General features: G+C 60.6%; 23 protein-coding genes. 20 read left to right on the forward strand and 3 right to left on the reverse strand.

From position 1 onward, the window contains the following. Window positions 1-115: 115 nt before the first annotated feature. Complete coding sequence (locus tag BLP10_RS05885) at window positions 116-817, reverse strand: GntR family transcriptional regulator (RefSeq protein WP_091131610.1); 702 nt, start codon at window positions 815-817, stop codon at window positions 116-118. A 382-nt stretch (window positions 818-1,199) separates the two neighbouring features. Between BLP10_RS05885 and BLP10_RS05890 the strand changes: the two genes are divergently transcribed. The 13 genes from BLP10_RS05890 to BLP10_RS05950 all read left to right on the forward strand — a co-directional run bounded on the left by BLP10_RS05890 (window position 1,200) and on the right by BLP10_RS05950 (window position 16,296). After that, window positions 1,200-2,243, forward strand: a complete 1,044-nt coding sequence (locus BLP10_RS05890) for an ABC transporter substrate-binding protein (RefSeq protein ID WP_091131613.1) — start codon at window positions 1,200-1,202, stop codon at window positions 2,241-2,243. A 2-nt stretch (window positions 2,244-2,245) separates the two neighbouring features. Beyond that, a complete protein-coding gene (locus tag BLP10_RS05895; protein ID WP_091131617.1) occupies window positions 2,246-3,064 on the forward strand; it encodes an ABC transporter ATP-binding protein in 819 nt (272 codons plus the stop codon). Next, complete coding sequence (locus BLP10_RS05900) at window positions 3,064-3,960, forward strand: ABC transporter permease (protein WP_091131620.1); 897 nt, start codon at window positions 3,064-3,066, stop codon at window positions 3,958-3,960. The genes BLP10_RS05895 and BLP10_RS05900 overlap by 1 nt, the downstream gene beginning before the upstream one ends. Window positions 3,961-4,052: 92 nt before the next feature. Next, window positions 4,053-5,747 (forward strand): thiamine pyrophosphate-binding protein, encoded by a 1,695-nt coding sequence (locus BLP10_RS05905; RefSeq protein ID WP_091131624.1) that lies wholly within the window; start codon window positions 4,053-4,055, stop codon window positions 5,745-5,747. Window positions 5,748-5,750: 3 nt separating this feature from the next. Beyond that, on the forward strand, window positions 5,751-7,373 hold the full coding sequence (locus BLP10_RS05910) for a GMC family oxidoreductase (RefSeq protein WP_091131627.1): 1,623 nt from the start codon (window positions 5,751-5,753) through the stop codon (window positions 7,371-7,373). 10 nt (window positions 7,374-7,383) lie between these two features. Continuing rightward, the gene (locus BLP10_RS05915) at window positions 7,384-7,779 is read left to right on the forward strand and encodes a carboxymuconolactone decarboxylase family protein (protein WP_091131630.1); all 396 of its coding nucleotides are present in this window, start codon (window positions 7,384-7,386) and stop codon (window positions 7,777-7,779) included. Window positions 7,780-7,947: 168 nt separating this feature from the next. Beyond that, a complete protein-coding gene (locus BLP10_RS05920) occupies window positions 7,948-8,973 on the forward strand; it encodes a YeiH family protein (RefSeq protein ID WP_091131634.1) in 1,026 nt (341 codons plus the stop codon). 79 nt (window positions 8,974-9,052) lie between these two features. Continuing rightward, entirely contained in the window at window positions 9,053-10,150 is a 1,098-nt protein-coding gene (locus BLP10_RS05925) for an AbrB family transcriptional regulator (RefSeq protein ID WP_091131638.1), read from the forward strand. Window positions 10,151-10,736: 586 nt separating this feature from the next. Then, window positions 10,737-11,201 (forward strand): DUF4126 domain-containing protein, encoded by a 465-nt coding sequence (locus BLP10_RS05930; protein WP_091131642.1) that lies wholly within the window; start codon window positions 10,737-10,739, stop codon window positions 11,199-11,201. Beyond that, complete coding sequence (locus BLP10_RS05935; RefSeq protein ID WP_091131646.1) at window positions 11,198-12,577, forward strand: FAD-containing oxidoreductase; 1,380 nt, start codon at window positions 11,198-11,200, stop codon at window positions 12,575-12,577. The genes BLP10_RS05930 and BLP10_RS05935 overlap by 4 nt, the downstream gene beginning before the upstream one ends. 205 nt (window positions 12,578-12,782) lie before the next feature. Beyond that, window positions 12,783-15,080, forward strand: coding sequence for an FdhF/YdeP family oxidoreductase (locus tag BLP10_RS05940; RefSeq protein ID WP_091132139.1), 2,298 nt, complete (start codon window positions 12,783-12,785; stop codon window positions 15,078-15,080). Further along, window positions 15,080-15,787: a cytochrome c oxidase assembly protein gene (locus BLP10_RS05945; protein ID WP_175493797.1), complete on the forward strand. Its 708-nt coding sequence runs from the start codon at window positions 15,080-15,082 to the stop codon at window positions 15,785-15,787. Before BLP10_RS05940 ends, BLP10_RS05945 begins: the two co-directional genes overlap by 1 nt. Next, window positions 15,784-16,296, forward strand: coding sequence for a CopD family protein (locus BLP10_RS05950; RefSeq protein ID WP_091131651.1), 513 nt, complete (start codon window positions 15,784-15,786; stop codon window positions 16,294-16,296). The genes BLP10_RS05945 and BLP10_RS05950 overlap by 4 nt, the downstream gene beginning before the upstream one ends. On the opposite strand, the gene BLP10_RS05955 is transcribed toward BLP10_RS05950, so the two are convergent. Then, window positions 16,266-16,781 carry a DUF2231 domain-containing protein gene (locus BLP10_RS05955; RefSeq protein WP_175493798.1) on the reverse strand — a complete coding sequence of 172 codons (516 nt, stop codon included), beginning with the start codon at window positions 16,779-16,781 and terminating at the stop codon, window positions 16,266-16,268. The two genes, BLP10_RS05950 and BLP10_RS05955, sit on opposite strands and share 31 nt — an antisense overlap. Between BLP10_RS05955 and BLP10_RS05960 the strand changes: the two genes are divergently transcribed. The 7 genes from BLP10_RS05960 to BLP10_RS05990 all read left to right on the forward strand — a co-directional run bounded on the left by BLP10_RS05960 (window position 16,761) and on the right by BLP10_RS05990 (window position 24,220). Continuing rightward, entirely contained in the window at window positions 16,761-17,477 is a 717-nt protein-coding gene (locus BLP10_RS05960; RefSeq protein ID WP_091131657.1) for a cytochrome c oxidase subunit II, read from the forward strand. The genes BLP10_RS05955 and BLP10_RS05960 overlap by 21 nt on opposite strands. Next, window positions 17,474-19,954 (forward strand): cytochrome c oxidase subunit I, encoded by a 2,481-nt coding sequence (ctaD, locus tag BLP10_RS05965; protein WP_091131662.1) that lies wholly within the window; start codon window positions 17,474-17,476, stop codon window positions 19,952-19,954. The genes BLP10_RS05960 and ctaD overlap by 4 nt, the downstream gene beginning before the upstream one ends. Then, entirely contained in the window at window positions 19,951-20,271 is a 321-nt protein-coding gene (locus BLP10_RS05970) for a hypothetical protein (RefSeq protein WP_091131665.1), read from the forward strand. The genes ctaD and BLP10_RS05970 overlap by 4 nt, the downstream gene beginning before the upstream one ends. A 199-nt stretch (window positions 20,272-20,470) precedes the next feature. Continuing rightward, entirely contained in the window at window positions 20,471-21,829 is a 1,359-nt protein-coding gene (locus BLP10_RS05975) for an amidase (RefSeq protein ID WP_091132143.1), read from the forward strand. A gap of 44 nt (window positions 21,830-21,873) precedes the next feature. Beyond that, window positions 21,874-22,755: a polysaccharide deacetylase family protein gene (locus BLP10_RS05980; protein WP_091131669.1), complete on the forward strand. Its 882-nt coding sequence runs from the start codon at window positions 21,874-21,876 to the stop codon at window positions 22,753-22,755. A gap of 51 nt (window positions 22,756-22,806) precedes the next feature. Beyond that, window positions 22,807-23,136 carry a hypothetical protein gene (locus BLP10_RS05985; protein WP_091131672.1) on the forward strand — a complete coding sequence of 110 codons (330 nt, stop codon included), beginning with the start codon at window positions 22,807-22,809 and terminating at the stop codon, window positions 23,134-23,136. Next, window positions 23,129-24,220, forward strand: coding sequence for a CobW family GTP-binding protein (locus tag BLP10_RS05990; RefSeq protein ID WP_091131676.1), 1,092 nt, complete (start codon window positions 23,129-23,131; stop codon window positions 24,218-24,220). Before BLP10_RS05985 ends, BLP10_RS05990 begins: the two co-directional genes overlap by 8 nt. 223 nt (window positions 24,221-24,443) lie before the next feature. Here the strand turns inward: BLP10_RS05990 and BLP10_RS05995 are convergent, their stop codons facing one another. Next, the gene (locus BLP10_RS05995) at window positions 24,444-25,694 is read right to left on the reverse strand and encodes an RWP-RK domain-containing protein (RefSeq protein ID WP_091131680.1); all 1,251 of its coding nucleotides are present in this window, start codon (window positions 25,692-25,694) and stop codon (window positions 24,444-24,446) included. Between the last annotated feature and the right edge of the window lie 381 nt (window positions 25,695-26,075).

Consider the following 26,075-nt stretch of genomic DNA (forward strand, 5'->3'; position numbering starts at 1 on the left):
TTTTCCACACCATGCGGCCCTTGATGCCAGGTGCGGCTCCAAAGAGCGCATATCGTTATTGTGATATCGATCTACGCCGCCCCATTCTTCGCCGAACAGGCAAGGTGCCGGCGTTCTAAAGGATCAGGGATTTGTATTTCCCGAACAGCTCTTTGGCTGTTCTGATAATCTCGCGCTTGCAGCGCTGAGCGCCTTCGGCATCACGATCTTCCATACTACGCAGCATGCGCAGATGCATTTCGCGGCCGAATTCCGCCCGCCCGGGGAGTAGCGTAACCCTTATCTTGATGACGCGCGCACGGTCCAGGATCTGATTCAGGAAGTGCTTGCCGATATCGTTGTCGGACAGCTGAATCGTTTTGGCACGAAGCCGCTCCAGAGCATCGTTGTAGGCATCGATATCGCCGTCCGCGATTCTCTCTTTCAAGGGGCCTTCGAACTCGTCAATGAAGGGACGCCAGGCGCCTTCGGGAGCCAGCAGCGTTGCCTTGTATGTCGCGAGTCCCTCCAGAGCTTCTCGGATCTCAAAGATCTCATGCACCTCTTTCTCTTCGAGGCGCTTGACGATTGAACCGCGGTTGGGAATGCGCAAAACCAGACCGCGCTGCTCAAGCGTATTCAGAGCTTCGCGAATGATTGTCCGCGATGAGCCGAATTCCGCAGCAAGCTGGGCTTCCTGAAGTCTGCTTCCCGGGGGAAGTTGCTGACTTGCGATCTGCTCTTGGAGAACTTCAGCGACCCTTGTGGCCGTCGATACCGTTCTTTTCTCCGTAGTGGCTCTTTTCGCTGTCCGTTTAAGGCGACCTGATGCGAGCATTCTGTCAATACCGTGTGTAGCCCAGAGGGATAATCTACAAGTTTGTACACAATCTATATGGTATTCTCTAGGGGCATAATTAGAATACTAGGGATCCAATGACCCTCCCGAGCTTAAGTGCTAACTATATCAAGCGCGTGGCGCCATTTAGGAATAATCTGTACTATCAATAACTTGCGGCAAAGAATCCTGGTCCTAATACCGAGTCTCTCATCATCATAGACAAAATTGTATGCAATTTTGTCTATGATAGGTTGACAAAGAAATCTCCTTCGTTGACGCTTGGGAAAGTTGGCTCGTCAGAAAGCCGTAGAGCGCCAAAGCGCCAATTGCGAGCACACCGCGAGTCGGGTGCTGTCTGCTACAGAATGGAGGAAATTGAATGCGCAGTGGTATCCACAAACCGATCCGACGCACGATGCTTGGATTGGCGCTCCTCGGAATGAGCGTTTCAGGTCTCGCTTCGAGTGCAGCTGCTGAGGCCAGCAAAGTTCGCTTTGCCGACCAGATTGGCCTTCTCTATCTTCCCATGCGGGTCGCCATCGAGAAAAAGCTCGTCGAGAAGCATGCGAAGGAAGCAGGCTTGGGTGATGTCACGGTCGAGGTCAGTCAGTTCAGCGGTGGCGGCGCAGTCAATACGGCAATCCTGTCGGGGGGCGTTGACTTCGCAGCGGGCGGCATTCCGCCGTTGCTGAAGCTGTGGGATCGCACGAAGGGAACGGATACCGAGGTGAGGGGCACGATTTCCCTCACGCACATGGCTTACAAGCTGTTCACAATCGACCCTAATGTTAAGACGATCGATGACTACGTCGGCATTCAAGGTCATCGCATTGCGCTGCCTTCCGTGAAGGTATCGACCCAGGCGGTAACGCTCGCAATGGCGGCGGAGAAAAAGTTCGGTCAGGACAAGGCTTTCAGCCTGGACAACCTGACGGTTTCCATGCCTCACCCACAGGCTTACGCTGCCATGAAGTCGGGCAGCCAGCCTATCAAGAGCCATTTCGCGACGCTCCCGTTCTCCTACCAGCTTGTTAAGGAGATAAAGGCGCGTCAGGTGTTCTCATCCTATGACGTCGCCGGCGGATCTCATACAGGTGTTGTTCTCTACAACACCAAGAAATGGAAGGACGAGAACCCGAAGCTGTTCAAGGCCGTTGTCGATGCCTTCTCCGAGGCGAGCCAGTGGATCAAGGACAATCCCAAGGAGGCAGCGGAGCTCTTCAAGAATTCTGAAAAATCGCCCAACACTGCAGAAGAAATTCTTGAAATGATCTCCGACCGGAGTGAGGTCGAGTATCGCACGGACGTCAGGGGAACGCTGATTTATGCGGAATTCCTCCACCGTACCGGCGACATCAAGAACATGCCGACCTCTTGGAAGGACTACTTCTGGGAAAGCGTGCATCAATTCGAAGGGGATTGATCATGCTCGACAGTTTCAATCCTTCTTACAATCCGGCCTGTTCTCCCATTCTCAGGGTCGAGAATGTTACGATCCGGTACCAAACCGACGATCATCATGTCACGGCAACCGACCGGGTCAGTTTCGATGTCTTCGAGAGCGATCGCTTCGTTCTCCTTGGGCCATCGGGCTGCGGAAAATCGACACTGCTGAAGTCGATTGGCGGATACATTCCGCCCACAGCCGGCGACGTCCGCCTCAAAGGAAAGAAAGTCACCGAGCCAGGACCCGACCGGGTCTTGGTCTTCCAAGAGTTCGACCAGCTTCTCCCCTGGAAGACGGTTCGGCAGAATGTGATCTTCGCCTTGATCAATGGAGGCCGTTGCAAAACCGAGAAGGAAGCGGACAGTATCGCGCTGCATTATCTCGACAAGGTCAAGCTCAGCAAGTTCAAAGACAATTATCCGCATACGCTCTCGGGCGGTATGAAACAGCGGGTTGCCATCGCGCGTGGTCTCGCCATGAAGCCTTCGATCTTGCTGATGGATGAGCCTTTTGCCGCCCTCGACGCTCTGACGCGCCTGCAGATGCAGGATGAACTACTGGAGCTCTGGGAGGAAACGAAGTTCACACTTCTCTTCGTCACTCACTCCATTGAAGAAGCCATCGTCGTTGGAAGCCGAATCCTCGTTCTCTCGCCCCACCCGGGACAAGTCCGCGCAGAGCTCAACTCGCATAAGATGACCAGGGGTGAAGCTGGAGCAAGCGAGTTCTCCGCCCTCCACGACCGGATTTACGAAATGCTCTTCGTCGAAAAGCCAACAGCAAGGGCAGGTGCGTGATGTCAATCGAAGTCATTGGAGCCAGAACACCTGAAGGCATTGTTCTCCGCCCCGAATATGAGCGCCCTGTCGAAACCAAGCCTGATGCGAAGGACGTGACGCGCAAGCTGTCCACCTGGGAACACATCATCGGCAACGAGATGGTCCGAAAGGCCGCTGTCGTAGCTCTGGTGCTTATTGCGTGGCAGCTCTACACGGATTTGGCCGACGTCCAGCCGCTCGTCTTTCCAAGCGTCGTCGATACCCTGAAGGCCCTCTTCGCATCGATGATGGATGGGGAGCTGTTCCTGCGTGTCTGGGGGTCTCTCAAGGTTCTTCTTGCCGGTTACGCGATCGGCATGGGACTTGCGGCGCTGCTCACTGTCTTCGCCGTATCGAGTCGGTTCGGCAGCGATGTGCTGAGCACGCTGACGGCCATGTTCAATCCGCTACCGGCCATCGCGCTCCTGCCGCTCTCGATGCTCTGGTTCGGTCTTGGCAGTCCAAGCCTGATCTTCGTGATGGTCCACTCCGTTCTGTGGGCTGTGGCACTCAACACGCATTCCGGCTTTCGCTCCGTCAGCGAAACGCAGCGCATGGTGGGGCGGAATTATGGCCTTAAAGGAGTTCGTCTCGTCGCTAAAGTTCTCATCCCAGCAGCTTTCGCATCGATCCTGACGGGAATGAAGATCGGCTGGGCCTTCGCATGGCGCACGCTCATTGCAGCAGAGCTGGTTTTCGGAGCCAATCAGGGGGGCGGCGGCCTCGGCTGGTATATCTTCGAGAACAGTCAAAATCTCAACACAGACCGTGTGTTCGCAGGTCTTCTGACCGTGATGCTGATCGGCGTTCTCGTCGAGAGCGGCTTCCGCGCGATTGAAAAAAGGACGGTCCAGCGCTGGGGCATGCAGCGATAACATCCTGATGCGCCTCAGGTGACCAGGCAACGTTCGCCCCGCGAGCGAATCCAGAGTTTCGGCCAGAGAGCCGAGCAATAAGGAAAACGACAATGAAAGAACTATCAGGCGGTCAAGCTGCCGTTGAATCACTGCGCGCTGAGGGCGTCGAGCATGTCTTCGGCCTGATCGGTTCCGCTACGATGGAAATGTTCGATGCTCTTCATGGAGCCAGCGACATAAAGTTCATCAGCGTTCGTGACGAGCGGACAGGCACTCACATGGCCGATGGCTATGCAAGAGCCAGCGGCAGGGCAGGGGTCATTCTGGCGGGGCAGAACGGTCCCGGCGCAACGAATCTGGTGACGGGGCTTGCCCAAGCTGCGGCTGCCTATTCCCCGGTCGTTTCTCTCGCCGGCTCCCTGTCGAGCGGCCATGTCTATCGGGACGCGTTCCAGGAAGTCGATCAGCAGGCGCTGTTTCGCCCCATTACCAAGAAGACATGGACCGTGACGCAGACGGAGCGTGTCCCGGAAATGTTCCGAGAGGCATTCCGCGTTGCGATGACTCCGCGGCGCGGCCCGGTGCAGCTCAACCTGCCTCGCGACATTCTTTCCACGACTGCCGACTTCCCCGACTTCCAGAAGCCAGAGAACTATCGGCCAGTCTCGGCGCCCGCAGGCGAGACTGATGCGATCAACCGGGCTGCCAGGCTTCTGGCCAATGCCGCGAAGCCGTTGATCATCGTCGGAGGCGGCATCAAGAACACGGGCGGCCACGAGAGTGCCTTGCTGCTCGCCGAGCGTCTGAATGCTCCGGTCGTGATGGCTCCTGGCCATGGTGACGCAATCCCCTTCGGACATCCGCTGAATGCCGGACAGATGGGCCCCCGCGGAAACCCGGTTGCCTCCAAGCTCGCGCGGGAAGCGGATGTGATTCTCGCCCTGGGTACGCGCTTGGGCTTCAACACGACGTTCTATTCGTACGACAACATCAATCGCGATGCGGACATCATCCAGGTTGAGCTGGAGCCGACCGCAATCGGACGCTACTTCCCGGTTGCAGTCGGCATCTGGGCGGACGCCCCTACGGCGGCGCGGCAGATCTGCGATGCGGTTGGAAATGCGGCACGCCGCCAAGAGGTGGAGGCATGGTCGAACACCTTCAAAAATGAGCGGGCCGCTTACCTTGAAAAGCGCGACATGGACGGAACGCTCATGTCTGATCCCATTCAACCGGCACGCCTGTTCAAGACCCTGCGGGATGTGTTGCCGAGGGATGCTGCGGTGACGATGGACGCGGGAACCCTGTGTCTGCAGGCAACGGACGCCCTGAACTTTTGGGAGCCGCCGTGCTTCTTCACGCCACTGGATTTCGGCCTCGTCGGCTTCTCCTTCGCCTGCGGACTTGGTGTGAAACTGGCGCGCCCCGACCGCACGGTGGTCAGCCTCATGGGAGATGGCGGCTTCGGTATGACTCTGTCGGAGCTCAGCACTGCGGTGGAGTACGGCATCAACACCGTGACGATCGTGATGAACAATCAGAGTTGGGGCGCGGAGAAAGCCTATCAGAGAGATTTCTTTGGCGGGCGCTATATCGGAGCCGACATTTCGAGCCCTCCCTTCGATGAGGTCGCGGAATTGTATGGCGCCGCAGGCTTCCGTGTCGATCGTGCCGCCGACATGGGAGATGCGATCCAGGCGGCCCTCAGGTGCGGCCGTCCGGCGGTCGTTGATGTCAAGGTTGAGCCGGCGGCGCTCTACAGCTTCCGCAGAGACTCCTTCCAGCATCGGGTCGCAAAGGCTTGAATAATGGACGAAACATACGACTATATCGTTGTCGGTGCGGGCTCGGCCGGAGCCCCACTCGCCGCGCGACTAAGCGAAAGCGGCAGACATCGGGTTCTTCTCCTTGAAGCGGGCGGGGAGGATGACAGCATCTGGATCCATATTCCGCTCGGCGTCGGCAAGCTCCTGACGAACGATCGCTACGTATGGCCCTACAGCTCGGAACCCCAGGTCCACCTTGCAGGACAGCGCATCTACTCGCCGCGTGGACGTGTCCTCGGCGGCTCGAGCGCCGTCAACGGCATGGCCTATCTCTGGGGCGATCGTGAGATCTATGACGGCTGGAGCAGGGACGGACTGACCGGATGGAGTTTCTCCGACGTTCTGCCTTACTTCCAGAAGATGGAGTCGAATGAGTACAGCGAAAATCCATTACGCGGACGCTCCGGGCCGCTCAAGATCACCGATCTGAAGAAACGGGATCCGGACTCGTTGTCAGATGCCTTCATTGCAGGCTGCAAAGAGGCCGGAATCCCTGAAACGCAGGATTACAACGCGGGAAGCTACGAAGGCGTGCGATACCTCGAGCAATCCGCCTATCGCGGGCGGCGGTTCTCGACGGCAGTCGCCTATCTGCGTGATGCGAAGCGACGCAAGAACCTGACGATCCTGACAAAAGCGCAAGCCACCAAGATCCGGTTCGAAGGACGCAAGGCCGTAGGGGTCGACTTCATCCAGAATGGTGTTCTCAAAACAGCGAATGTTCGGGGAGAGATATGTCTCTGTTCGGGTTCGATCATGAGCCCTCATCTTCTCGAACTGTCGGGAGTAGGGGATGGCGATCGATTGAAGCAGCTCGATATACCCGTCGTCTTCAATAACTCTTCGGTCGGCGAGAACCTGGTGGATCATCTTCAGGTCCGGCGGACTTATGAGACGAATGTTCCGATTACGATCAACGATCTCATGAACCGACCAACCCGGAAAGTCACGGCGGGTCTGCGCTATTTGTTCAGCCGGAAGGGAACATTCGCGGGAACATCCTCCACTGCACATGCCATCACTCGATCCAGCCAGGATCAAGCAAAGGCCGATGTGATGATCCGCCTCTACCTGATCAGCGGCAAGGATCGGTATTCGCGCACGAAGCTCGGCGGCATCGACGCATTCTCGGGCTTTTCCGTCGGCGGCTTTCTGCTTTCGCCAAAATCCCGCGGTCATGTTCATATCGCGTCGACGGACCCGCTCCAGCTTCCGGCCATCCAGCCGAACTATTTCGGGCATCCGGACGATGCCGCAGCCGCGGTGCGCATCCTCAGGCTCATCAAACGTGTGGCGGAGACATCGTCATTCGGTTCGGTGATCTGCAAGCAGCATCAGCCCGTATCGCCGGAGGAGACCGACGACGCATTGCTGGAATACGCCAAGCAGACGGGACAGACCGCTTGGCACACAGTCGGAAGCTGTCGGATGGGCAAAGAGGGCGATGCCGTCGTGGATACGCGCCTTCGCGTCCACGGGCTTGAGGGAATTAGAGTCGTCGATGCTTCCGTGTTCCCGACGATACCTTCATCGAATACCAATGCGCCTTCGATCATGCTTGGGGAGCGAGGTGCCGATTTGATCCTGAGCGATGCGAGAGCCTGAGAGAACTAGCATGACAACCCTTCAAGATACTCAATCCTACCCTCACACTCTGGATCATATCCGCAAAGGTGATTGGAACCCGCTCTGGGATCAGATCCGGGAGCGCGATCCGGAATTCCTGGAGGCCTATCTCGCCTTCCGCAGCGTTCCTCATAGGAACGGCCCACTGCCGCAAAAGACGAAAGAGCTGATCCTGGTTGCCGTCAACGCCTCAACGACGCACCTCTATGGGCCGGGCGTCCGGCGCCATATGCAGAATGCAATCCGAGCCGGTGCGACACCCGAGGAACTCATGGAAGTGATCCAGCTGACAACGGTGATCGGGATACATTCCTGCAATCTGGCGCTGCCGATCCTCATCGAGGAGGTGGAGAAGGTGTCGGCGGGCAATCCGTCAGGTCAGTGAGGGGAACCTGGATCGGGCTTCGTCCCTGAGGCCCGATTCCTCAACAACTTCCTTGGATTTCCTGTCCTGTTTGGATTATCTGCACCTTGTTCAGCGCTGCGGCGGGCCATGGTCCCTCCGCGGCAAGATCTTCCCATGGCCCAGGTTTTCCTTGGCCAATGACGCAGGATGCGTGAAGTGCCGACTAATAACTGGAGCCGCATCCTCCCCGGGATCGCCCTTTGTACAGCGATCTCGCTCGCCGCCATGGGATTGCAGGCCATCGAAGAGCACTGGACCGGACGGCCATGGCTCGAGGCGCTCGTCATTGCAATCCTGCTCGGCACGATCCTGCGAACCGCATGGACGCCCGGCCCCCGCTGGACGCCCGGCATCAATTTTTCCGCTAAGACTCTTCTGGAGGTCGCCGTTGTGCTCCTGGGAGCTTCCATAAGCTTTCAGGCGGTGATGCAGGCGGGTTTAGGTCTGATTATCGGCATTGCCGCAGTCGTGGCCGTTGCAATCCTTGCAAGCTACGGCCTGTGCCGTTTGCTGGGCTTGCCGAAACGCATGGCAGTTCTGGTCGCGTGCGGAAACTCGATCTGCGGGAATTCGGCTATCGCGGCGGTTGCGCCGGTGATCGGTGCAAAGCCCGAGGATGTCGCTTCTTCTATTGCATTCACGGCTGTGCTGGGTGTGATCGTCGTGCTGACCTTGCCGATTCTGGTGCCGCTGCTCGGTCTCTCGCTCACCCAATACGGCGTGCTTGCGGGGCTCACGGTATATGCGGTGCCGCAGGTTCTGGCTGCAACCGTGCCGATCGGCCTCGTCAGTACGCAACTCGGCACTCTCGTCAAGCTCGTGCGAGTTCTTATGCTCGGCCCGGTCGTTATCGTCCTATCGATCCTGGGCGGTCGTGAAACGTCGACTTCGAAAACGGGCTTGTCCCTGAAGAAGCTCGTGCCTTGGTTCATAATCGGCTTCCTGGGTTTGGCTGCCCTGCGCTCCTTCGGCGTCATTCCAGAGGCCATCTTAAGCGCCATCCTTCCGACCGCCACGATGCTGACCATCATTTCCATGGCGGCGCTCGGTCTCGGCGTCGACTTGAAGGTGCTCGGGCGTGTAGGCGGCCGGGTGACGCTCGCCGTCACCCTTTCTCTTCTCGTTCTGGTTTCGATAAGCCTGGGACTGATCTGGCTGCTCGGATTGTCATAGGAACGTATGGACCGATGCGGAACGGTGCACATGCCGCTGCATGGTCTGAGAGCTTTGTAAATTCGGAAGGTTTGTTGGAGTGACTGAAGTTCGCGGGATTCTTCAACGATGGCTGCGAGCCTTCACCTCGTCATTCTTTCTCTACGGGCGGTTCGTGATTGCCCTGCTCATCGGCGCATTCGGGGGATGGGTGTTCGTCCAGGCGCAGTTGCCGCTGCCGTGGATGCTCGGTTCCATGACGGCCTGTACCCTGGCTTCACTCGCGCGGTTGCCGATCAAAGCGCCGGAAATGATCCGGCCACCCATGACGATGATCATCGGTGTAATGCTGGGGGCAGGCTTCACGCCACAGATTCTCGAAGGTCTTGGTGGATGGATCCTTACGATCCTCGGCCTTGCAGGGTTCGTTCTGGTGAGTGGTGCCGCCTGTGTTGCCTATTTCCGCCGGATCGGAGGATTCGACCTTGCCACAGCCTATTTCTCTGGGATGCCCGGCGGCATTGTCGAGATGGTCGCCGCAGGTGATGAAGAAGGTGGAGATGCGCGAACTATCGCGCTCGTGCACTCGGCTCGCATTCTGCTCGTCGTACTCACGCTGCCATTCCTGGTACAGGCGATCAGCGGAACCGCGATTGGGGCACGGCCTCAACTCGGATTGTCAATCCTGGAGACGTCTTGGCGCGATGAAGTTTGGCTCCTTGTTACGGCACTGTCCGGAGCGTGGATTGGGCGTGCCCTGCGTCTGCCGGCTCATGTCTTGCTTGGTCCGATGCTCGTCAGTGCAGGGGTGCATATCTTCGGCTGGACGCAATTCAAGCCGGCAATCGAGATCGTCAATGCGGCGCAGTTGGTGCTGGGCACGGCCATTGGATGCCGCTTTGCCGGAACGGCCACGAGAGAGGTCGTTCGTATCCTTGTACTATCCCTTGGGTCGACCATTCTCCTGCTCGCGATCACGGCGATATTCGCTGTCGGAGTAAGCCGGGTTTCGGCTTATGGCGAAATTCCATTGCTCCTTGCCTATTCCCCCGGCGGCCTGGCCGAGATGAGCCTTGTGGCACTTGCGCTCGGTATCGAGGGCGCCTTCGTCGCCGCTCACCACATCATCCGCGTGTTTCTTGTGATGCTGGGAGCAGCACCCGCATTCGCTATCGTGTCCAAGAGAAACAAGCGGTAAAGTTGGCAGCAATCGTCCTCATCTTTCAGAGGTACCTCGACGAGCGAACCAATAGCACCCTCCCTGACGACCTAGGTTAAAGGATGATCATGCGTTAGCGTTCTTTGCAGATCGCGAAGGCCCATCGCACCGCGCGTCAGGATGAGGCGATTTTTGCCTGCTGACATCACATGCCTTGCGGAAGTCTCAGGTAAGATTAGATTAGCAGTCACGCTTGAGGGCGTCCGCATATATTCATGCTTGGCCTTAACAGGGAGGTCCGGCTTTTGTGAAGGCTGTCGCTTCCACGCATCTGTCGCATCAATGCCCACAGCGGGACGGTTTATAAGCGTGCCAGTAGAGTGATGGGGTGCCTCGTGCCGAGGGGCCAAGATCAACAAGGACATTTACGCTGAATCGATAGAGCCGATCAGGAGGTTCGCATGCGTCGTCTCCGGACGCTGCATCGATGGCAGGTCGGTTGGGCGTTATGCGTTCAGAGGCGTCGCGCGTTCGCAGGGACTCTTTAACCCTTGAGCCGGAACCTGCAGCGGAGCCCCAGAGCAGATTGCGATAGCGATTGTCACGCCTGATGGAGCGTGGAAGCATGGGTATCCTTCTTTTCAGTGCGTTGATCGGCATGGTCGCAGGTCTGCGCGCCATGATGGCCCCTGCTGCGGTGAGCTGGGCGGCGTCGTTGGGCTACCTGGATCTCGAGGGAAGCTGGCTTGCATTCTTGGGCTATCGTTTCACGCCATGGCTGCTGACGCTGCTCGCACTGGGTGAACTCGTGGCCGATCAGTTGCCCTCTACGCCAAGCCGGAAAGTGCCCATCCAGTTCGGCACACGGATCGTCACGGGAGCCTTGTCGGGAGCAGCCATCGGTGTTGCGGGCGGTAGCCTTGTCGCGGGCCTCATCGCCGGGGCGATCGGGGCTGTCATCGGCACATTGGGAGGCGCGGCCATACGGTCTCGTCTGGCCAAGAGGTTCGGAATGGATCGTCCCGCCGCCTTTATCGAGGATGCCGTTGCATTCCTGGCCTGCGTGTTTGTGATCGGAGCCATGCCATGACTGAGAACTTCGACGCCATCATCATCGGGGCCGGGCAGGCAGGGCCGCCCCTCGCCGGGCGTCTGACCGGTGCGGGAATGAGAGTCGCGCTCATCGAGCGCAAGCTGTTCGGCGGCACCTGCGTCAATACCGGCTGCATGCCGACCAAAACGCTGGTCGCCAGTGCTTATGCCGCTCACCTTGCCCGGCGAAGCGCCGAATATGGAATCATGATCGAGAGCCCGATCAGCATCGACATGAAGCGCGTGAAGGCCAGAGCCGAGACCGTTTCGACGAATGCCCGCACGAACCTGGAAAAATGGCTGCGCAGCATGGATGGTCTGACCGTCATCGAAGGCCATGCCCGCTTCGAAGGGCCGGATACCGTCCGGGCAGGTGAGCGGTTACTGAGGTCACCGCGCGTCTTCATCAATGTCGGCGGACGGGCAAACATCCCGGACATGCCGGGTGTCGGCACGGTCAGCTATCTCACCAATACCTCGATCCTCCAGCTCGATACTCTGCCAAGGCATCTGGTCGTGATCGGAGGCAGCTATATCGGTCTTGAATTCGCGCAGATGTACCGGCGCTTCGGCGCCGAGGTCACGATTGTCGAGAAAGGGCCGCGCCTGATCTCACGCGAGGACGAGGATGTGTCGGATGCCATCCGGGACATCCTGGTCGATGAGGGGATCACGGTCCGCACCGATGCCACCTGCATCGGCTTCAAGCCCCATACTGAGGGCGTATCGGTGGATGTCGATTGCACCTCCGGCGATCCGGCGGTCGTCGGTTCGCATGTGCTTCTCGCCATCGGTCGGCGTCCCAACACCGAGGATCTCGGCCTCGACAGAGCAGGCGTCGCGATGGACCAACGGGGCTATATTCGCGTCGACGATACGTTGGCGACGAACGTGCCAAGCATATGGGCGCTGGGCGATTGCAACGGTCGCGGCGCCTTTACGCATACGGCTTACAACGACTTCGAGATCGTCGCCGCCAATCTGCTCGACGACGCTTCCCGAAAGGTCAGTGAGCGCCTTCTCGGCTATGCCTTGTATATCGACCCTCCGCTCGGGCGTGTTGGAATGACAGAGGCTGAAGCGCGCGGGAGCAGCCGACGGATCCTCGTGTCCAAGCGCCCGATGACGCGGGTCGGGCGCGCCATTGAAAAGGGCGAGACCAAGGGTTTCATCAAGCTCGTCGCCGATGCAGAGACGAAGAAGATCCTCGGCGCGGCTATTCTGGGAACAGGAGGCGACGAAGCGATTCATGGCATCCTCGACATGATGAATGTCGATGCAGTTTATCCTGATCTGCAATGGGCAGTGCCCATCCATCCCACCGTCTCGGAACTGATCCCCACGGTGATCGGCGATCTGAGGCCGAGCGATTGAAGAGGAGTCTGGCCTCGCCAGGGCATCCGGTGGAGTTCGCGCCGTAGCTTCGTTCTGTCGCCGAACGAAGACAGCCGGATCGGGATGATCCTCCTCGATGGAAGAAGAGGCATCTTCGGCCGGATGGAACTTCCGGCTTTCGGGCTTGTTCCGAACTTAGCAGCACCGAATGGTTGGCCTGTCCGCCGCCTCCGAGGGGAGCCAGATGAGCAAGTCCGAAGAATCCAGCCAGCGCCCCGACACGCCGCATTACGAGAATGCAACAGGCGGCTGGGGGTCGCTCAAGGGCGTCAGCCGCATCCTGGTCGATCAGAAGCCGTCTCCGGGCGTCTTCCACACGCTGATGCGCCAGAACAAGCCCGGCGGGCACATGTGCACGTCCTGCGCCTGGACCAAGCCCGCACAGCCGCACCTCTTCGAATTCTGCGAGAACGGCGCCAAAGCGACGATATGGGACCTGACGCGCGACCGCTGCACGCCCGACTTCTTCGCCCGGCATAGCCTGGCCGAACTGCGCGGCCTGTCGGACCATGAGCTGGAGAAGACGGGGCGCCTCACCCATCCGATGCGCTACGACCCGTCTTCGGACCGCTACATCGAGACGACATGGGAAGAGGCCTTCGCGGGGATCGGCGCGAAGCTCAGGGAGCTCGATCCGAAATCGGCTGTTTTCTATCTGTCCGGCAAGGGCAGCCTGGAAACCGCCTATCTCTATGCGCTCTTCGCGCGGCTCTATGGGCACAACAATCTGCCCGACAGCTCCAACATGTGCCACGAGACCACGAGCGTGGCTCTCAAGAAAGTGATCGGGATCGGCGTAGGCACCTGCGTGCTGTCGGACTTCGATCATTGCGATCTCATCCTGTTCTTCGGGCAGAATACGGGAACCAACTCGCCTCGCTTCCTCCATACGCTGCAGACAGCCAAGGAACGGGGCTGCAAGATGATCACCTTCAACCCGATCCGGGAGAGAGGTCTCGTCGAATTCGCCAATCCTCAAAATCCCGCTCAGATGACGGTTAAGCCGGCGACCCGGATTTCCGACATCTATCTCCAGGTTCGTCCCGGAGGCGACATTGCGGTGCTGGCGGGGCTGTGCAAGCGCGTGCTCGAGCTCGATGCCGAGAGGGGAGGCCAGATCCTCGATCGGGCTTTCATCGAGGAGCATACGACGGGGCTCGACGAGCTCATGGCGCGGCTGCGAGAGGTGTCCTGGGAGGAGATCGAGAAGGAATCCGGGCTGCGTCGCGAGGAGCTCAACGAGGTGGCGGAAATCTATGCGACGTCGAAGAACGTCATCGGCATCTATGGGATGGGCCTGACCCAGCACGTAAAAGGTTGGCTCAATCTGGCCATGTTCGTGAACCTTCTCCTGCTGCGCGGCAATATTGGGCGGAAAGGAGCTGGCATCTCGCCCGTGCGCGGGCATTCCAACGTTCAGGGCCAACGCACCGTGGGAGTTTCCGAGAAACCCGAGAACGTGCCGTTGGACAAGCTCGCGGAGCTGTTCGGTTTCGAACCGCCGCAGGAAGAAGGGCGCTCCACCGTGGATCTGGTCGAGGGGCTTCTCGACGGTTCCGTGCGGGGCCTCATCTCCATGGGCGGCAATCTCGCTCGTGCCATTCCCGACAGGGCCCGCGCCGAGGAGGCATGGCGCAATCTCGACCTCAACGTGCAGGTCGCGACGAAACTCAATCGCTCGCATCTGCTGCCCGGACAGGCCACCTGGCTGCTGCCCTGCCTTGTGCGTGCCGAAGAAGACATGCAGGCGGCTGGGCCGCAGGTGGTGACGATGGAGGACAGCCTGAGCATGATCCACGGCTCCCTCGGCAAGCGCGAGCCCGCTTCTCCGCATCTCAAGTCGGAAGTCACTATCATTGCGGGGATCGCCAAGGCGGCGCTGCCGCCCAATCCCAAGGTGAAGTGGGACGAGTGGACAGGCGATTACGGCCTGATCCGCGATCTGATCGAGGCCACCTATCCTGACAAGTTCAAAAACTTCAACGGGCGGCTTTTCACGCCGGGTGGTTTTCATCGCGGCAACTCGGCGCGTGACCGCGAGTGGAAAACTGAGAGCGGGAAAGCCCAGTTTACCGCACCGGAGTCGCTGACTGCTCTCGGCGAGTCGCCCGAAGGTGAAGAGGTCACCCTGATCACGCTCCGCTCGAACGACCAGTTCAACACGACGATCTACGGCTATTCCGACCGGCTGCGCGGTTTATCCGGCGCGCGCGACATCGTTCTCATCAACCCTGAGGAAATGGCGCGGCGGGGCCTGTCGGAGGGGCAGTTGGTGACGCTTGAATGCGCCGTGGAAGACGGTGCCGAGCGGGTAGTGCGCGGGCTGAGGGTCGTTCCCTACGACCTGCCGGATTCCTGTGTCGCGGCCTATTACCCTGAGGCCAATCCGCTGATCCCTGTCAGCTATCACGATGAATTGTCCAAGACGCCCGCTTATAAGGGTGTTCCCGTCCGCATCCATGCAGACGGGGCAGTCAGGTGATGGACGCGCTTGCGGGCATCTATTGTGGTCCGGCGCCGCTGCCGGCAGAGATCTGGGGGCGCTGGAACTTCGATCCGGCACTGCTCGTGGCATTGGGGCTCCTTGCCCTTATGGTGAGACGGAGCAGGGCGGGCATGCTTGCCGTCGCTGTACTGGCGGTGGCGTTCGTTTCGCCGCTCTGTGCGCTTTCGGCGGCGTTGTTCTCTGCGCGGGTGGTGCATCATGTCCTGCTCGTGGCGGTGGCCGCGCCGCTCCTTGCACTGGCGTGGCCCGGACGCAGGCCGGCCTCGCCGACAGTTCCGTTCCTTGTCTCGACTGGAGTGCTCTGGGCCTGGCATTGGCCCCCGGCTTACGATCTGGCGCTGTCTGACATGGCAGTTTACTGGGTGATGCAGGCGACGCTTCTCGGCTCGGCCTTTATCTTCTGGCGCTCAATCCTTCACCGCGAGCAGGCACCTGGCACCGGCGTCCTTGCTGTGCTGGGCGGCTACATGCAGATGGCGCTTCTGGGAGCGCTCCTCACCTTCGCGCCTCAGACCCTCTACGCGATCCACGCAGTCGCGCCTCTGGACTGGGGCTTCACGCCCCTCGGCGACCAGCAATTGGGCGGCCTCATCATGTGGGTTCCCGCTGGTCTGCCCTTCGTCGTGTGGGGAGCCTTCGTTGCGCGGCGGGGATGGCAAGCGATGGCGCAGGGACTCGCATGATTCCATGGCTCGACGGTGCAATCCCATATCTGAAGGCGCTCCATATCGCCGCATTGGTGCTCTGGTGCGCGGGGCTGTTCGCGCTGCCCTTGATGCTGGCCCGCCACGACCCGGCAATCGGGCAGGCGGACTATACCCGGATCAGGCTCGCGTCCCACTACGGCTATACCGCCGTCGTGACGCCTGCCGCCCTGATCGCAATCGGCGTGGGAACCCTCCTGATCTTTCTGCGGGAGGTCTTCGACGTTTGGATGTTTGCGAAGCTCGTCTTCGTGGCGCTGCTTATCGGTTTTCATGCCTGGGTCGGCCATACGATCGTCACTGTTGCCGAGACCGAAGGAGAGCACCAGACGCCCGAGCCTTTGGTGCCCTTGCTCCTCCTGCTGATCCCGGTTCTTGCGATCCTGTTTCTGGTTCTGGCCAAGCCCGACCTGAAGGAGATTCCGCTACCGGACTGGCTTACGGAACCCAGGGGCGGTCAGCTCCCGTTCGACGTGCCCAGACGATAGTCGAAAACGAGCTTGCCGCCATGCCACCCCGTTACGCCTACCATGATGACGCAGAAGCCCGACAGCAGGATGCCGTATGGCAGCACGGCCGTCTCGTAGCCGTAAAGCCGGTAGCCCCAGTTCGCCCCGAGGGTCGACAGGAGTGCGACTGCGATCGCGGCATGGGTCCAGGCGGCGGCCCGCGCACGGATGCCGGGGACCAGCAGCAGCTCCATCGTTCCGGATGCGGCTGCGGCGAGTCCGATGAGAAAGGCCATTCCTGCTGCCCATACGCCGGCCCGTGCCCAGAAACCGTCGCCGGTCCACCAGTAGAATGCATCCGCGCCAAAGTTGCAGAAGGTCAGCGCGACGGGAAAGGCTACCGTCATGGCGTGGATCGGGTGGCCTGCGACAGCAATTCTCGATCCGGTCTCGTCGAAGCCGGGGGTCTGTGCGACCGGATCGACGAGCGGCTCGTCCCTCATTTGGATCTGGGTTTCGGCCAAAGGCGGGGTCTCCTGCGTGGTCTGGTTGGGAGCCTAACGCCCGTTACGGTTGCCGGTTGCGCCGAGTCCCTCTCGACCGTCCATCCGGCGGGCCCTGCGGCCGATACCATCGCGACCCTGTGGTGGGTGATGCTGGCTGGGGCGACGGCGATCTTCCTGCTTGTGTTGGTTTTGCTCCTGCTGGCTTTCCGCCGCGGTGGAGGGCCCTCCGGATCGGAGGCGGACGCCCGGCGCGAACGGGTGTGGATCCAGGGATTGGGGCTCGGCTTTTCACTCACGGTTCTGGCAGCGCTGACCGCTTATGGTCTCTATGTCGGCGAGCGTCTTCTGCCTCGGCCCGGGCCTGATGTGGTGACCGTCCGCGCCGAGGGACGGCAGTGGGCCTGGTCCTTCGGCTATGCCGATGCGCCGGGGCGCTCGACCGAGAACATCCTCCACATCCCGGCCGGCCGTCCGGTGGACGTGGAGATCACTTCAGCCGACGTGATCCACAGCTTCTGGGTGCCGCGCCTCGCCGGAAAGCTCGATGCGATCCCCGGCCACGTGAACGTGCTGCGGATCGAGGCGGATGCTCCGGGCGATTATGCGGGCGTCGGTGCCGAGTTCAACGGGCGCGACTACACAAAGCACCGCTTTACCGTGCGGGCGCATGACGAAGCGGCCTGGAACGCCTTTCTTCAAGAGGAGATGCAATGAACGCCCTGCGCCGCCACCGCGCGCTCGAACGCATATGGGGGCCTCGACCAGGCTGGCGCGGCAAGCTCACGACCGTGAACAACAATGACATCGGGCTGATGTTTCTGTTCCTGGCGGTGACGTTCTTCGTGATAGGCGGCATCCTCGCGATGCTCATCCGTGCGCAGCTCGCAACCCCACGCTCGGTCTTCATGGGTCCTGATATCTACAATCAGGTCTTCACGATGCATGGCGTCATCATGATGTTCCTGTTCGCGATTCCACTCTTCGAAGGGCTGACGGTTTATCTCCTGCCGAAGATGCTCGGGACGCGCGACTTGGCCTTTCCGCGCCTCAGCGCCTTCGGCTTCTGGTGCTACGCCTTCGGCGGCTCGCTGCTGATCTTCGCGCTTCTCGCCGGGATTGCGCCCGACAGCGGCTGGTTCATGTATCCGCCGCTCTCCTCGACGCTCGGCTCGCCGGGAATCAACCCAGACTTCTGGCTTCTCGGCATCACGTTCGTGGAAATCTCCGCGATCTCGGCGTCTGTCGAGATCGTCGTGACCGTGCTCCTCTACCGCGCGCCCGGCATGTCGCTCGACAAGCTCCCGATCTTCGCGTGGTACATGCTGATCGTCGCGGTGATGATCCTGACAGGTTTTCCTCCGCTGATCCTGGGCTCGATCCTGCTCGAGCTCGAGCGCGCTTTCGGAATGCCGTTCTTCCAGGTTGACGCCGGCGGGGACAGCCTGCTCTGGCAGCATCTGTTCTGGCTCTTCGGCCACCCGGAAGTCTACATCATCTTCTTGCCCGCCGCGGGCGTCATCTCCACCGTTCTGCCGGTGATGGCGCGCACGACTCTGCTCGGCTACGGCTGGATCGTGGCTGCTGCAATTTCCCTCGGGGTGCTGAGCTTCGGGATCTGGGTCCATCATATGTACGCGACCGGCATCCCGCATATGGGGCTGGCTTTCTTCTCGGCGGCCTCGACGCTGGTGGCGGTGCCCACTGGAGTGCAGATCTTCGCCTGGATCGGGACGCTCTGGAAAGGCCGTCCCGAGATGCACATGCCGATGCTCTGGATCCTGTCCTTTTTCGCGACCTTCGTGATGGGTGGGCTTACCGGCGTCATGGTCGCGGTGGTGCCCTTCGACTGGCAGTCACACGACACCTACTTCGTCGTGGCGCATCTCCACTACGTTCTGGTCGGCGGCTTCGTGTTCCCGATGCTCGCAGGGCTCTACTACTGGCTCCCGCATTTCACGGGAAGAAAACGTTTCTTCAAGCTGGGAAAGACGGCGTTCTGGCTCGTCTTCTTCGGTTTTCACGGCACCTTCCTGCTCCTGCATTGGGCGGGTCTTTTGGGAATGAGGCGCAGGATCGACCACATCGAGAATGGATCGGGATGGGAGCTCATCAACCTCCTGGCATCGATCAGCGGCTTCGTCATGGCGATCGGATTTGCGCTCGTGCTCATCGATGTTGTGGTGAACGCGGTCGTGGCAGTTCGCGGACGGCGTAATCCCTGGCACGCGGGGACGCTGGAATGGGCCATGCCTGCGCCTTCAGCTTCTTACAACATCGCCTCGATCCCCGAGGTTCGCAGCCGCAATCCTCTCTACGACGATCCCGAACTGCCCGTGCGCATCGCACGCGGCGAGGGATATCTCGGAGACCCGAGTAGCGGTCTGCGCGAGATCCTGACGGTGGAGATCGCGAGCGGGCGACCGAGCAGCCTCGTCATCTTCCCGACCAACACGGCGCTGCCGATTGTCATGGCCTTCGTTACCGGCGGTCTCTTCGTAGGCATGTTGATCAAAGCCTATTGGCTCGTTCCACTCTCGATCCTGGGCGTGACTGCGCTCGCAGTGTGGTGGGCCTGGAGCCTGGGGAGCCGAAGAGATCAGGAGCCGCAGCCGGTGGGACATGGGCTTGTCCTGCCGCTTGCCTCCGAAGCGAAGCGGCCGCCGGGCTGGTGGGGATCGCTGTTCCTGCTCATCGCGAACGGAGTTTTCTTCGGCTCGCTCCTCTTCGGCTATGCGTTTTTGTGGACCGTGGCGCCGAACTGGCCGCCGCCTGCGTGGCTCAAACCTGATCTGACCGGGCCGCTGCTGGCGCTTGGCGGCGCGACCCTGTCCTGGAGAGGCATACGTGTTGCCGACCGCGGGCTTCGTCGCAATGGAGGCCCTTGGCTAGGCTTGCTCCTGAGCCTTGCGGGATCGGTCGCGCTCGCAAGCGCTGCCGTCACAATATTCATGCGGACGACCCACGATGCTCACGCCTATGATGCAACGCTCTGGGTGATTGCGGGCTACGTGCTTTTTCACGCCACGATCGTGGGGCTCATGACGGTATTCCTGGCGTTGCGGGCTGCCGCTGGCTATCTCTCGGCCCGGCGCATCGGTGAGGCAAGAGTGGTGAGGCTCTGGACGGACTATGCCGTCGTTACGGCGCTGCTGGGCCTCGGCGCCGCCTGGTTGCCGGGAGTGCTGACGTGACAGACATCCTTCGCATCTCGGTTCCGCTGACAGCATGGCTTGTTGCCTTCAGTGCCGTCTACGGACTGCACGGCCTCGTTTGCTCCGACCGCTGGGTTGCGGCAGGGCTTGATCTTGCTGTGGGCCGCGCCGCCATGGCAGCAGCCTGGATCGTCGCCATCGCGCTTCAGGTCGCGCTTCTTCTCGCGCTCCGCTCGCCCCGCTTCGCTTCGCCCTCGGCCTTCATGCGCGGGGTAAGCCTGACGCTGTCCGTCACCGCCTTGGTTGCGACGCTGTGGACGCTCATGCCGGTCGTCACGACCTCGGCCTGCCTTTGACGGCGCCGTTAAGCTGTCTGCTGCGGTTCCGGATCGTTTGAAGGTCTTGAGCCGCCCTGCTGATGGAACTTGGCAGGAGACGTTCCGTTGAGGATCGAAGGGCTGCATCGATCTGTTCCCGCTTTCCCGATGTTGCTCAATCGGACGAACAGAGGCCCGCCATACTTCAGGTTGGATCATTGGCATGGAACTCAGCTATATGCCGACTCGCCGATCTGCCGTTCAGTGGGCGGCGCAATTTGCAGCGGGAGAGATCGACGTCACGGACGCGATCGATCAGACGCTCGCCGCTGTGGAAGCCTGCGACGACCCGGCCATCTTTACGCTGACAACACCTGAGCGGGCCCACGCCGCCGCGCGGGCCGCCTCGGTCCGACAGAGAGACGGGCGCTCCCTCGGATGGCTCGACGGAGTTCCCGTCGCATGGAAGGATCTCTTTGATCTCTCGGGACACCCGACCACGGCAGGATCCCGCCTGCTGACGGATGCTCCTCCGGCGATTGCAGATGCTGTCATCGTCACGCGGCTCGAAGCGGCGGGCATGGTCAGCATAGGCCGCGTGAACATGACGGAGTTCGCGTTCTCGGGCATCGGTCTCAACCCGCATTACGGCACTCCGGTCAATCCGCACGGGCAGCGCAGGGTGCCGGGCGGATCCTCATCGGGCTCGGGCGTCGCGGTCGCGCGAGGTTTGGTGCCGATCTCCATCGGGACCGATACGAGCGGCTCGGTTCGCATTCCAGCAGCCTTCAACGGCATCGTCGGCTATAAGACGTCCGGAGGGCGCTGGCCCATGCAGGGCGCCTTTCCCTTGTCTCGTACGCTCGACACGCTCGGCGTTCTCTGTCTGAGCGTGCTGGATGCAATCTTGGTCGATGCGGCCGCGCGAGGGCTTGCCGCCCCCGATATCCGTCGTGAAAGCGTCAGGCACCTGCGCGTGATCGTGCCGACCAATGTGGTGTTCGACGAGTGCGAATCGGCTGTCGTCGCGAATTTCGAGGCCGCGCTGAAACGCTTGGAAAGTGCCGGAGCATATGTCGAGCGACGGGCTTTGCCTGTGCTCGATGAAATCCTCGCGCTGAACGCGCAATACGGCCCCATCGTGAATGCCGAAGCCTACGCCCTGCACAGGGAGCGCGTCGAGGGAGAGGCCGCTGCTCGAATGGACCGACGGGTCGCCTCGCGGATGAGGCTCGCGGCTGCGACACCTCTTAGCGCGTACATCGCTATCATGGAAGCGCGCCGTCGCATCGTGGCGGAAACGGCAGCGATGCTGGAGGAGGGCTGGCTCGTGGCTTATCCGACGGTCGCTCATGTGGCGCCGTCCATCGATGAACTCGAAGCCGACGACGATCTCTTCTTGCGCATCAACATGAAGACCCTGCGCAACACGCTTCTCGGCAATGTCCTCGACTGGTGTGGAATATCCATTCCCAATGGAGCCGACGCACAGGGAATGCCAACGGGCTTTCTTCTGTCGGGCGGCCCAGGGCGGGATGACCACCTGCTCGCATCGGCGCTGGCGGCGGAGGACATCATCCGCAGCGAGGCCGCATAACAGCTTGATCCGTTTTCTGAACATGCACCGGAGGAGGAGCACTCATGGCGAAGGAAATTCTCTGCAGCTTCGGCATCGACGTCGATGCCGTCGCAGGCTGGCTCGGGAGCTATGGCGGCGAGGACTCGCCGGACGACATCTCCCGTGGCCTGTTCGCAGGCGAGGTCGGAAGCCTGCGTCTGCTGCAACTTTTCGAGAGGTTCGGCATCAAGACGACATGGTTCATTCCGGGCCACTCGATTGAAACTTTCCCGGATCAGATGAAAGCGGTCGCCGATGCAGGCCACGAGATCGGCATTCACGGCTACAGCCACGAGAATCCGATCGCGATGACGCGGGAGCAAGAAACCGAGGTCCTGGACAAGTGCATCGAGCTCATCACCCAACTCTCCGGCAGGCGGCCTACAGGATATGTCGCCCCCTGGTGGGAGTTCTCGACCGTGACCAACGAGTTGCTGCTGGAACGCGGCATCAAGTACGATCACTCGCTGATGCACCATGATTTCCAGCCGTACTATGTGCGCGTCGGAGATCGCTGGACCAAGATCGACTACTCCAAGAAGGCTTCCGAATGGATGAAGCCTCTTGTGCGCGGTGAGGAGACAGACCTCATCGAGATTCCGGCAAACTGGTATCTCGACGACCTTCCGCCGATGATGTTCATCAAGACCTCGCCGAACAGCCACGGCTTCGTCAACCCACGCGACATCGAGCAGATGTGGCGGGACCAGTTCGATTGGGTCTACCGGGAGTACGATTACGCCGTCTTTCCGATCACGATTCATCCGGACGTCTCCGGACGGCCGCAGGTGCTGATGATACTGGAGCGCCTTTACCACCACATGATCAGCCATCCAGGCGTACGCTTCGTGACCATGGACGAGATCGCGGATGATTTCTCCAAGCGCTTCCCGCGAAAGAAGTAGCCGGCGGTTTTCCGTCGATTGCCATGCTGTCGTGACGAGGAAGGATCAGCCATGTGCGCACTCTGCGGCGTTTTAGGCAGCGCAGATCACTGGACGGACGCCGTCGCCCGTCCAGGAGTCTTCAGCCGCAACTCGGATGCTGCGGAGCGGCGGCGCGAGCGCATGCGACGCGTGCAATCCGCCAACAGGGTGCTGAGCTTTTATGGGCTCAAGCTGCGCGACTGGCAGGGCTCCGCCTTCGTTCTGTCCACTGTCACTGGTAAGACGGAGATCGTCGATCACCTCGCCCACCTGTGGGTCGCGGCCGAGAAGCTGATCGGTCGCGCCTGCGATCCTCTCGATCCGGCCCTGATCGCCGAGCTTGAAGCGAAGCATGACTGATACGTCGGCATTGACGCCCGTCAATCTGATCACCGGCTTCCTGGGCTCCGGCAAGACAACGCTGCTTCAGCGCCTTTTGCGTGATCCGGCCCTTGCCGACACGGCTGTCCTGATCAACGAGTTCGGCGATGTCGGCCTCGATCATCATCTTCTCGAACGCATCGACGAGACCATGGTGCTTTTGCAGTCAGGCTGCCTGTGCTGCACGATCCGTGGTGAACTGTCGTCCGCGATCAAGAACCTGCACTCCAAACGCGAAGGCGGCCGCATACCATTCTTCCGGCGCTTGGCGATCGAAAGCACGGGGCTTGCCGACCCGTTCCCCATTCTCTCAACTGTCCATGCCGATCCGGTGCTGAAACATCACTTCCGCCTGGGGAACGTCATCGCAACCGTCGATGCCGTGAACGGTGAAGCTCAGATCGCCCGTCAGCAGGAGAGCGCCAGGCAGATCGCCATTGCCGACCGGCTGGTCGTCACCAAAACGGATCTTGCCGATGCAGACATGCTCGAGAGGCTCATCCCGCGGATTCGCCAGCTCAACCCATCGGCTCCGCTCTGGCATGCTCCGCGAGATCCGCTCGATGCGGAGCACCTTCTCTCTCAGGGAGTGTTTGAATTGTCGGAGAGGAGCGAGATGGCGCAGCATTGGTTCGCTAGCGAACTGAAGGGGAGATGGCAGCAGGATGGATTCACCCATGGTTCGAGCGGGCTCGGGCCAATCAAGTCTCTTCGTGGTGCCGACGATCAAAGGGCGTCCGGATCCGGCTTGACTTGCCACGCCGACAACATTCATGCGTTTTCTCTCGTGTTTGACAAACCGCTCGATTGGACAACTTTCGGCATCTGGCTGACCATGCTGCTCAACCGGCATGGAAACAGCATCCTGCGCGTCAAGGGTATCCTCAATGTCGAAGGCTCACCGACACCGGTGGCCGTGCACGGGGTGCAGCATCTTGTTCACCCGCCGGTGCACATGGCCGCGTGGTCCGACGAGGATCGCCGGTCGCGCATCGTATTCATCGTCGATGGTCTCGATCGCGCCCTAGTCGAGCGATCACTGGCTGCCTTCTTGCCCCGATGAGCTGCCAAACACCGAGATGGGCAGCTGCCGTTCAGAGACTGAAGCCGTGCAGGCTCAGACCGCATTAGATCAGGAGTTCAGATAAATGGCGGAGGGAGCGGGACACTCCGCCGTTTCAGGCCCAAAGCCCTACGATCCAAGGGTTTGTCCGCAGCCGCTGCCCTGGTTGACTACATATTGATGTACAAATCGCCCGGAAAACGTCAAGGCTGGCGTGGCGATTTTAGGCCGGATCAGCCCCGTCCCGCGGCGGGTCCGCCAAGTCATCAGCCTCCGGAAACAGCTTCTGTTCGGCGAGGGCGGCAGCAACACCCTGCGGCTCTAGGCTCGCCTGCAGGACCCGGATCCGGGATTCTGCCCAGGCCAGCATCCGGGCGACCTCCCCAGGACAACCCGGCCTCTTCGGCTGCATGCGCTCCAGGAAGCCTTCCAGCTGGCTGATTTCCGCAGCGGCAGCGGCGAGCCGCCCGACAAATTCCTGCCGCCGCTTCTCGCGTTCCTCCCGGGCCCTTGCAAGCGCGCGACGCTGTTCCTGGAGCCGCCACTCCTGCTGCCAGCGTTCATGTTCCTCGCGTCGGGCTTTGACGCCGGCAAGATACAGGAGCATCCCATCGGCGATCTCCTCGATCAGGTTTTCAAGGCGCTGGGTCTTGCCGTCCTTCCAGACGCGCCGTGCCCCAGTGACATACTGATCGGTGATCCGAATGCCCAGTTCACCGGTCCGCATTGTGTCGGTCTCCGGATACGCCCTTTTCTGACCGTACTCCCAAAGTCCGAGACGGGCGTTACGCTCGTTGCGCCTGAGCCGGCGCTCTTCCTCGGCCAGCTCGGCGTCGGTGGGGATATGAGGCCGTGTCTCGGTGCGCTCGATCAGCGCGAACGTCAGCGTATCGCGGCCGATCCCGGTTCGCATCAGGCGTCCCTCCGCATGGAGGGCGAGATCACGGGCCTCCAGGGCGCGGGCCAGAGCATCGAGGATGCGGATCACCCGCTCGACGCTCGTGATGCCAACCTCGATCCCGCATTCCCCTTCGCCTGAGGCGCTGACGGCTCCGTCGGGCCCGGGTTTTGCCCGGCGCAGCGCCTGAGCCGTGCGTGCAATGCTCGGGTGAATGATCCGTACCGGCTCAACGGGCTCGAACTCGATAGGCTTTGGACGGCTTGGGCGGACGACATGCCGCTTCCGGTGGTCCTCGATAGCCTCCCGGACTGCTGGCGACCGAGGGGCAGGCGGGCCATGAATGACGATCTGCTCATCGGCTGGATCCGCCGTTGCGTAGAATCGTACCTGCTTAACCGGTTGCCCGCTCTCCTTTCGAGCCCAGTATCCGCGACCGGGCGTAGGGATCCGATGCCGGTCACAGATCTTCTTGAGGGCAACGTCCGAAATGCCGAGTTCCGCAGCAATCTTCGTCATCGGCTTCGACCAGACGAGGTCGTACATGGCGCGTCGTGTCAGCTGATCCGGGAGCATTGCACATGCTCGTTCGGAAGCCGAGAATCTGTCAACAGCAGCCTGATCGGAGATGCGGTTCAACGTTGGCATGGACCGGCAATGCTGATGGATGGTGCTGGCCCGGGAATCCGCGTCGAACGTTCCGCTTGATCCTTGCGCGCCCGCAAGTTCTCATCGCATTTGACAGGCTTCCTCCAGCGCTCTGAGGGGGTAGCTGATCAAAAAACTTGTCCTTGGAAACGCGTTACTCTTCTTCGGAAAAGCGTTTCACTCGTGCGGAAAACCGTTTCAGAAATTCGGCGCCGAATTTTGGAAAAACGTTTCTTTTCGTAGGAGTAACGGGGGGACATCGACGGCCTGCATCCAGGATGCCTGCCCCGGAGGCTGCAGGAAATCCGT

The sequence above is a fragment of the Microvirga guangxiensis genome, from assembly GCF_900102135.1.
In the GTDB taxonomy this organism is placed as follows: domain Bacteria; phylum Pseudomonadota; class Alphaproteobacteria; order Rhizobiales; family Beijerinckiaceae; genus Microvirga; species Microvirga guangxiensis.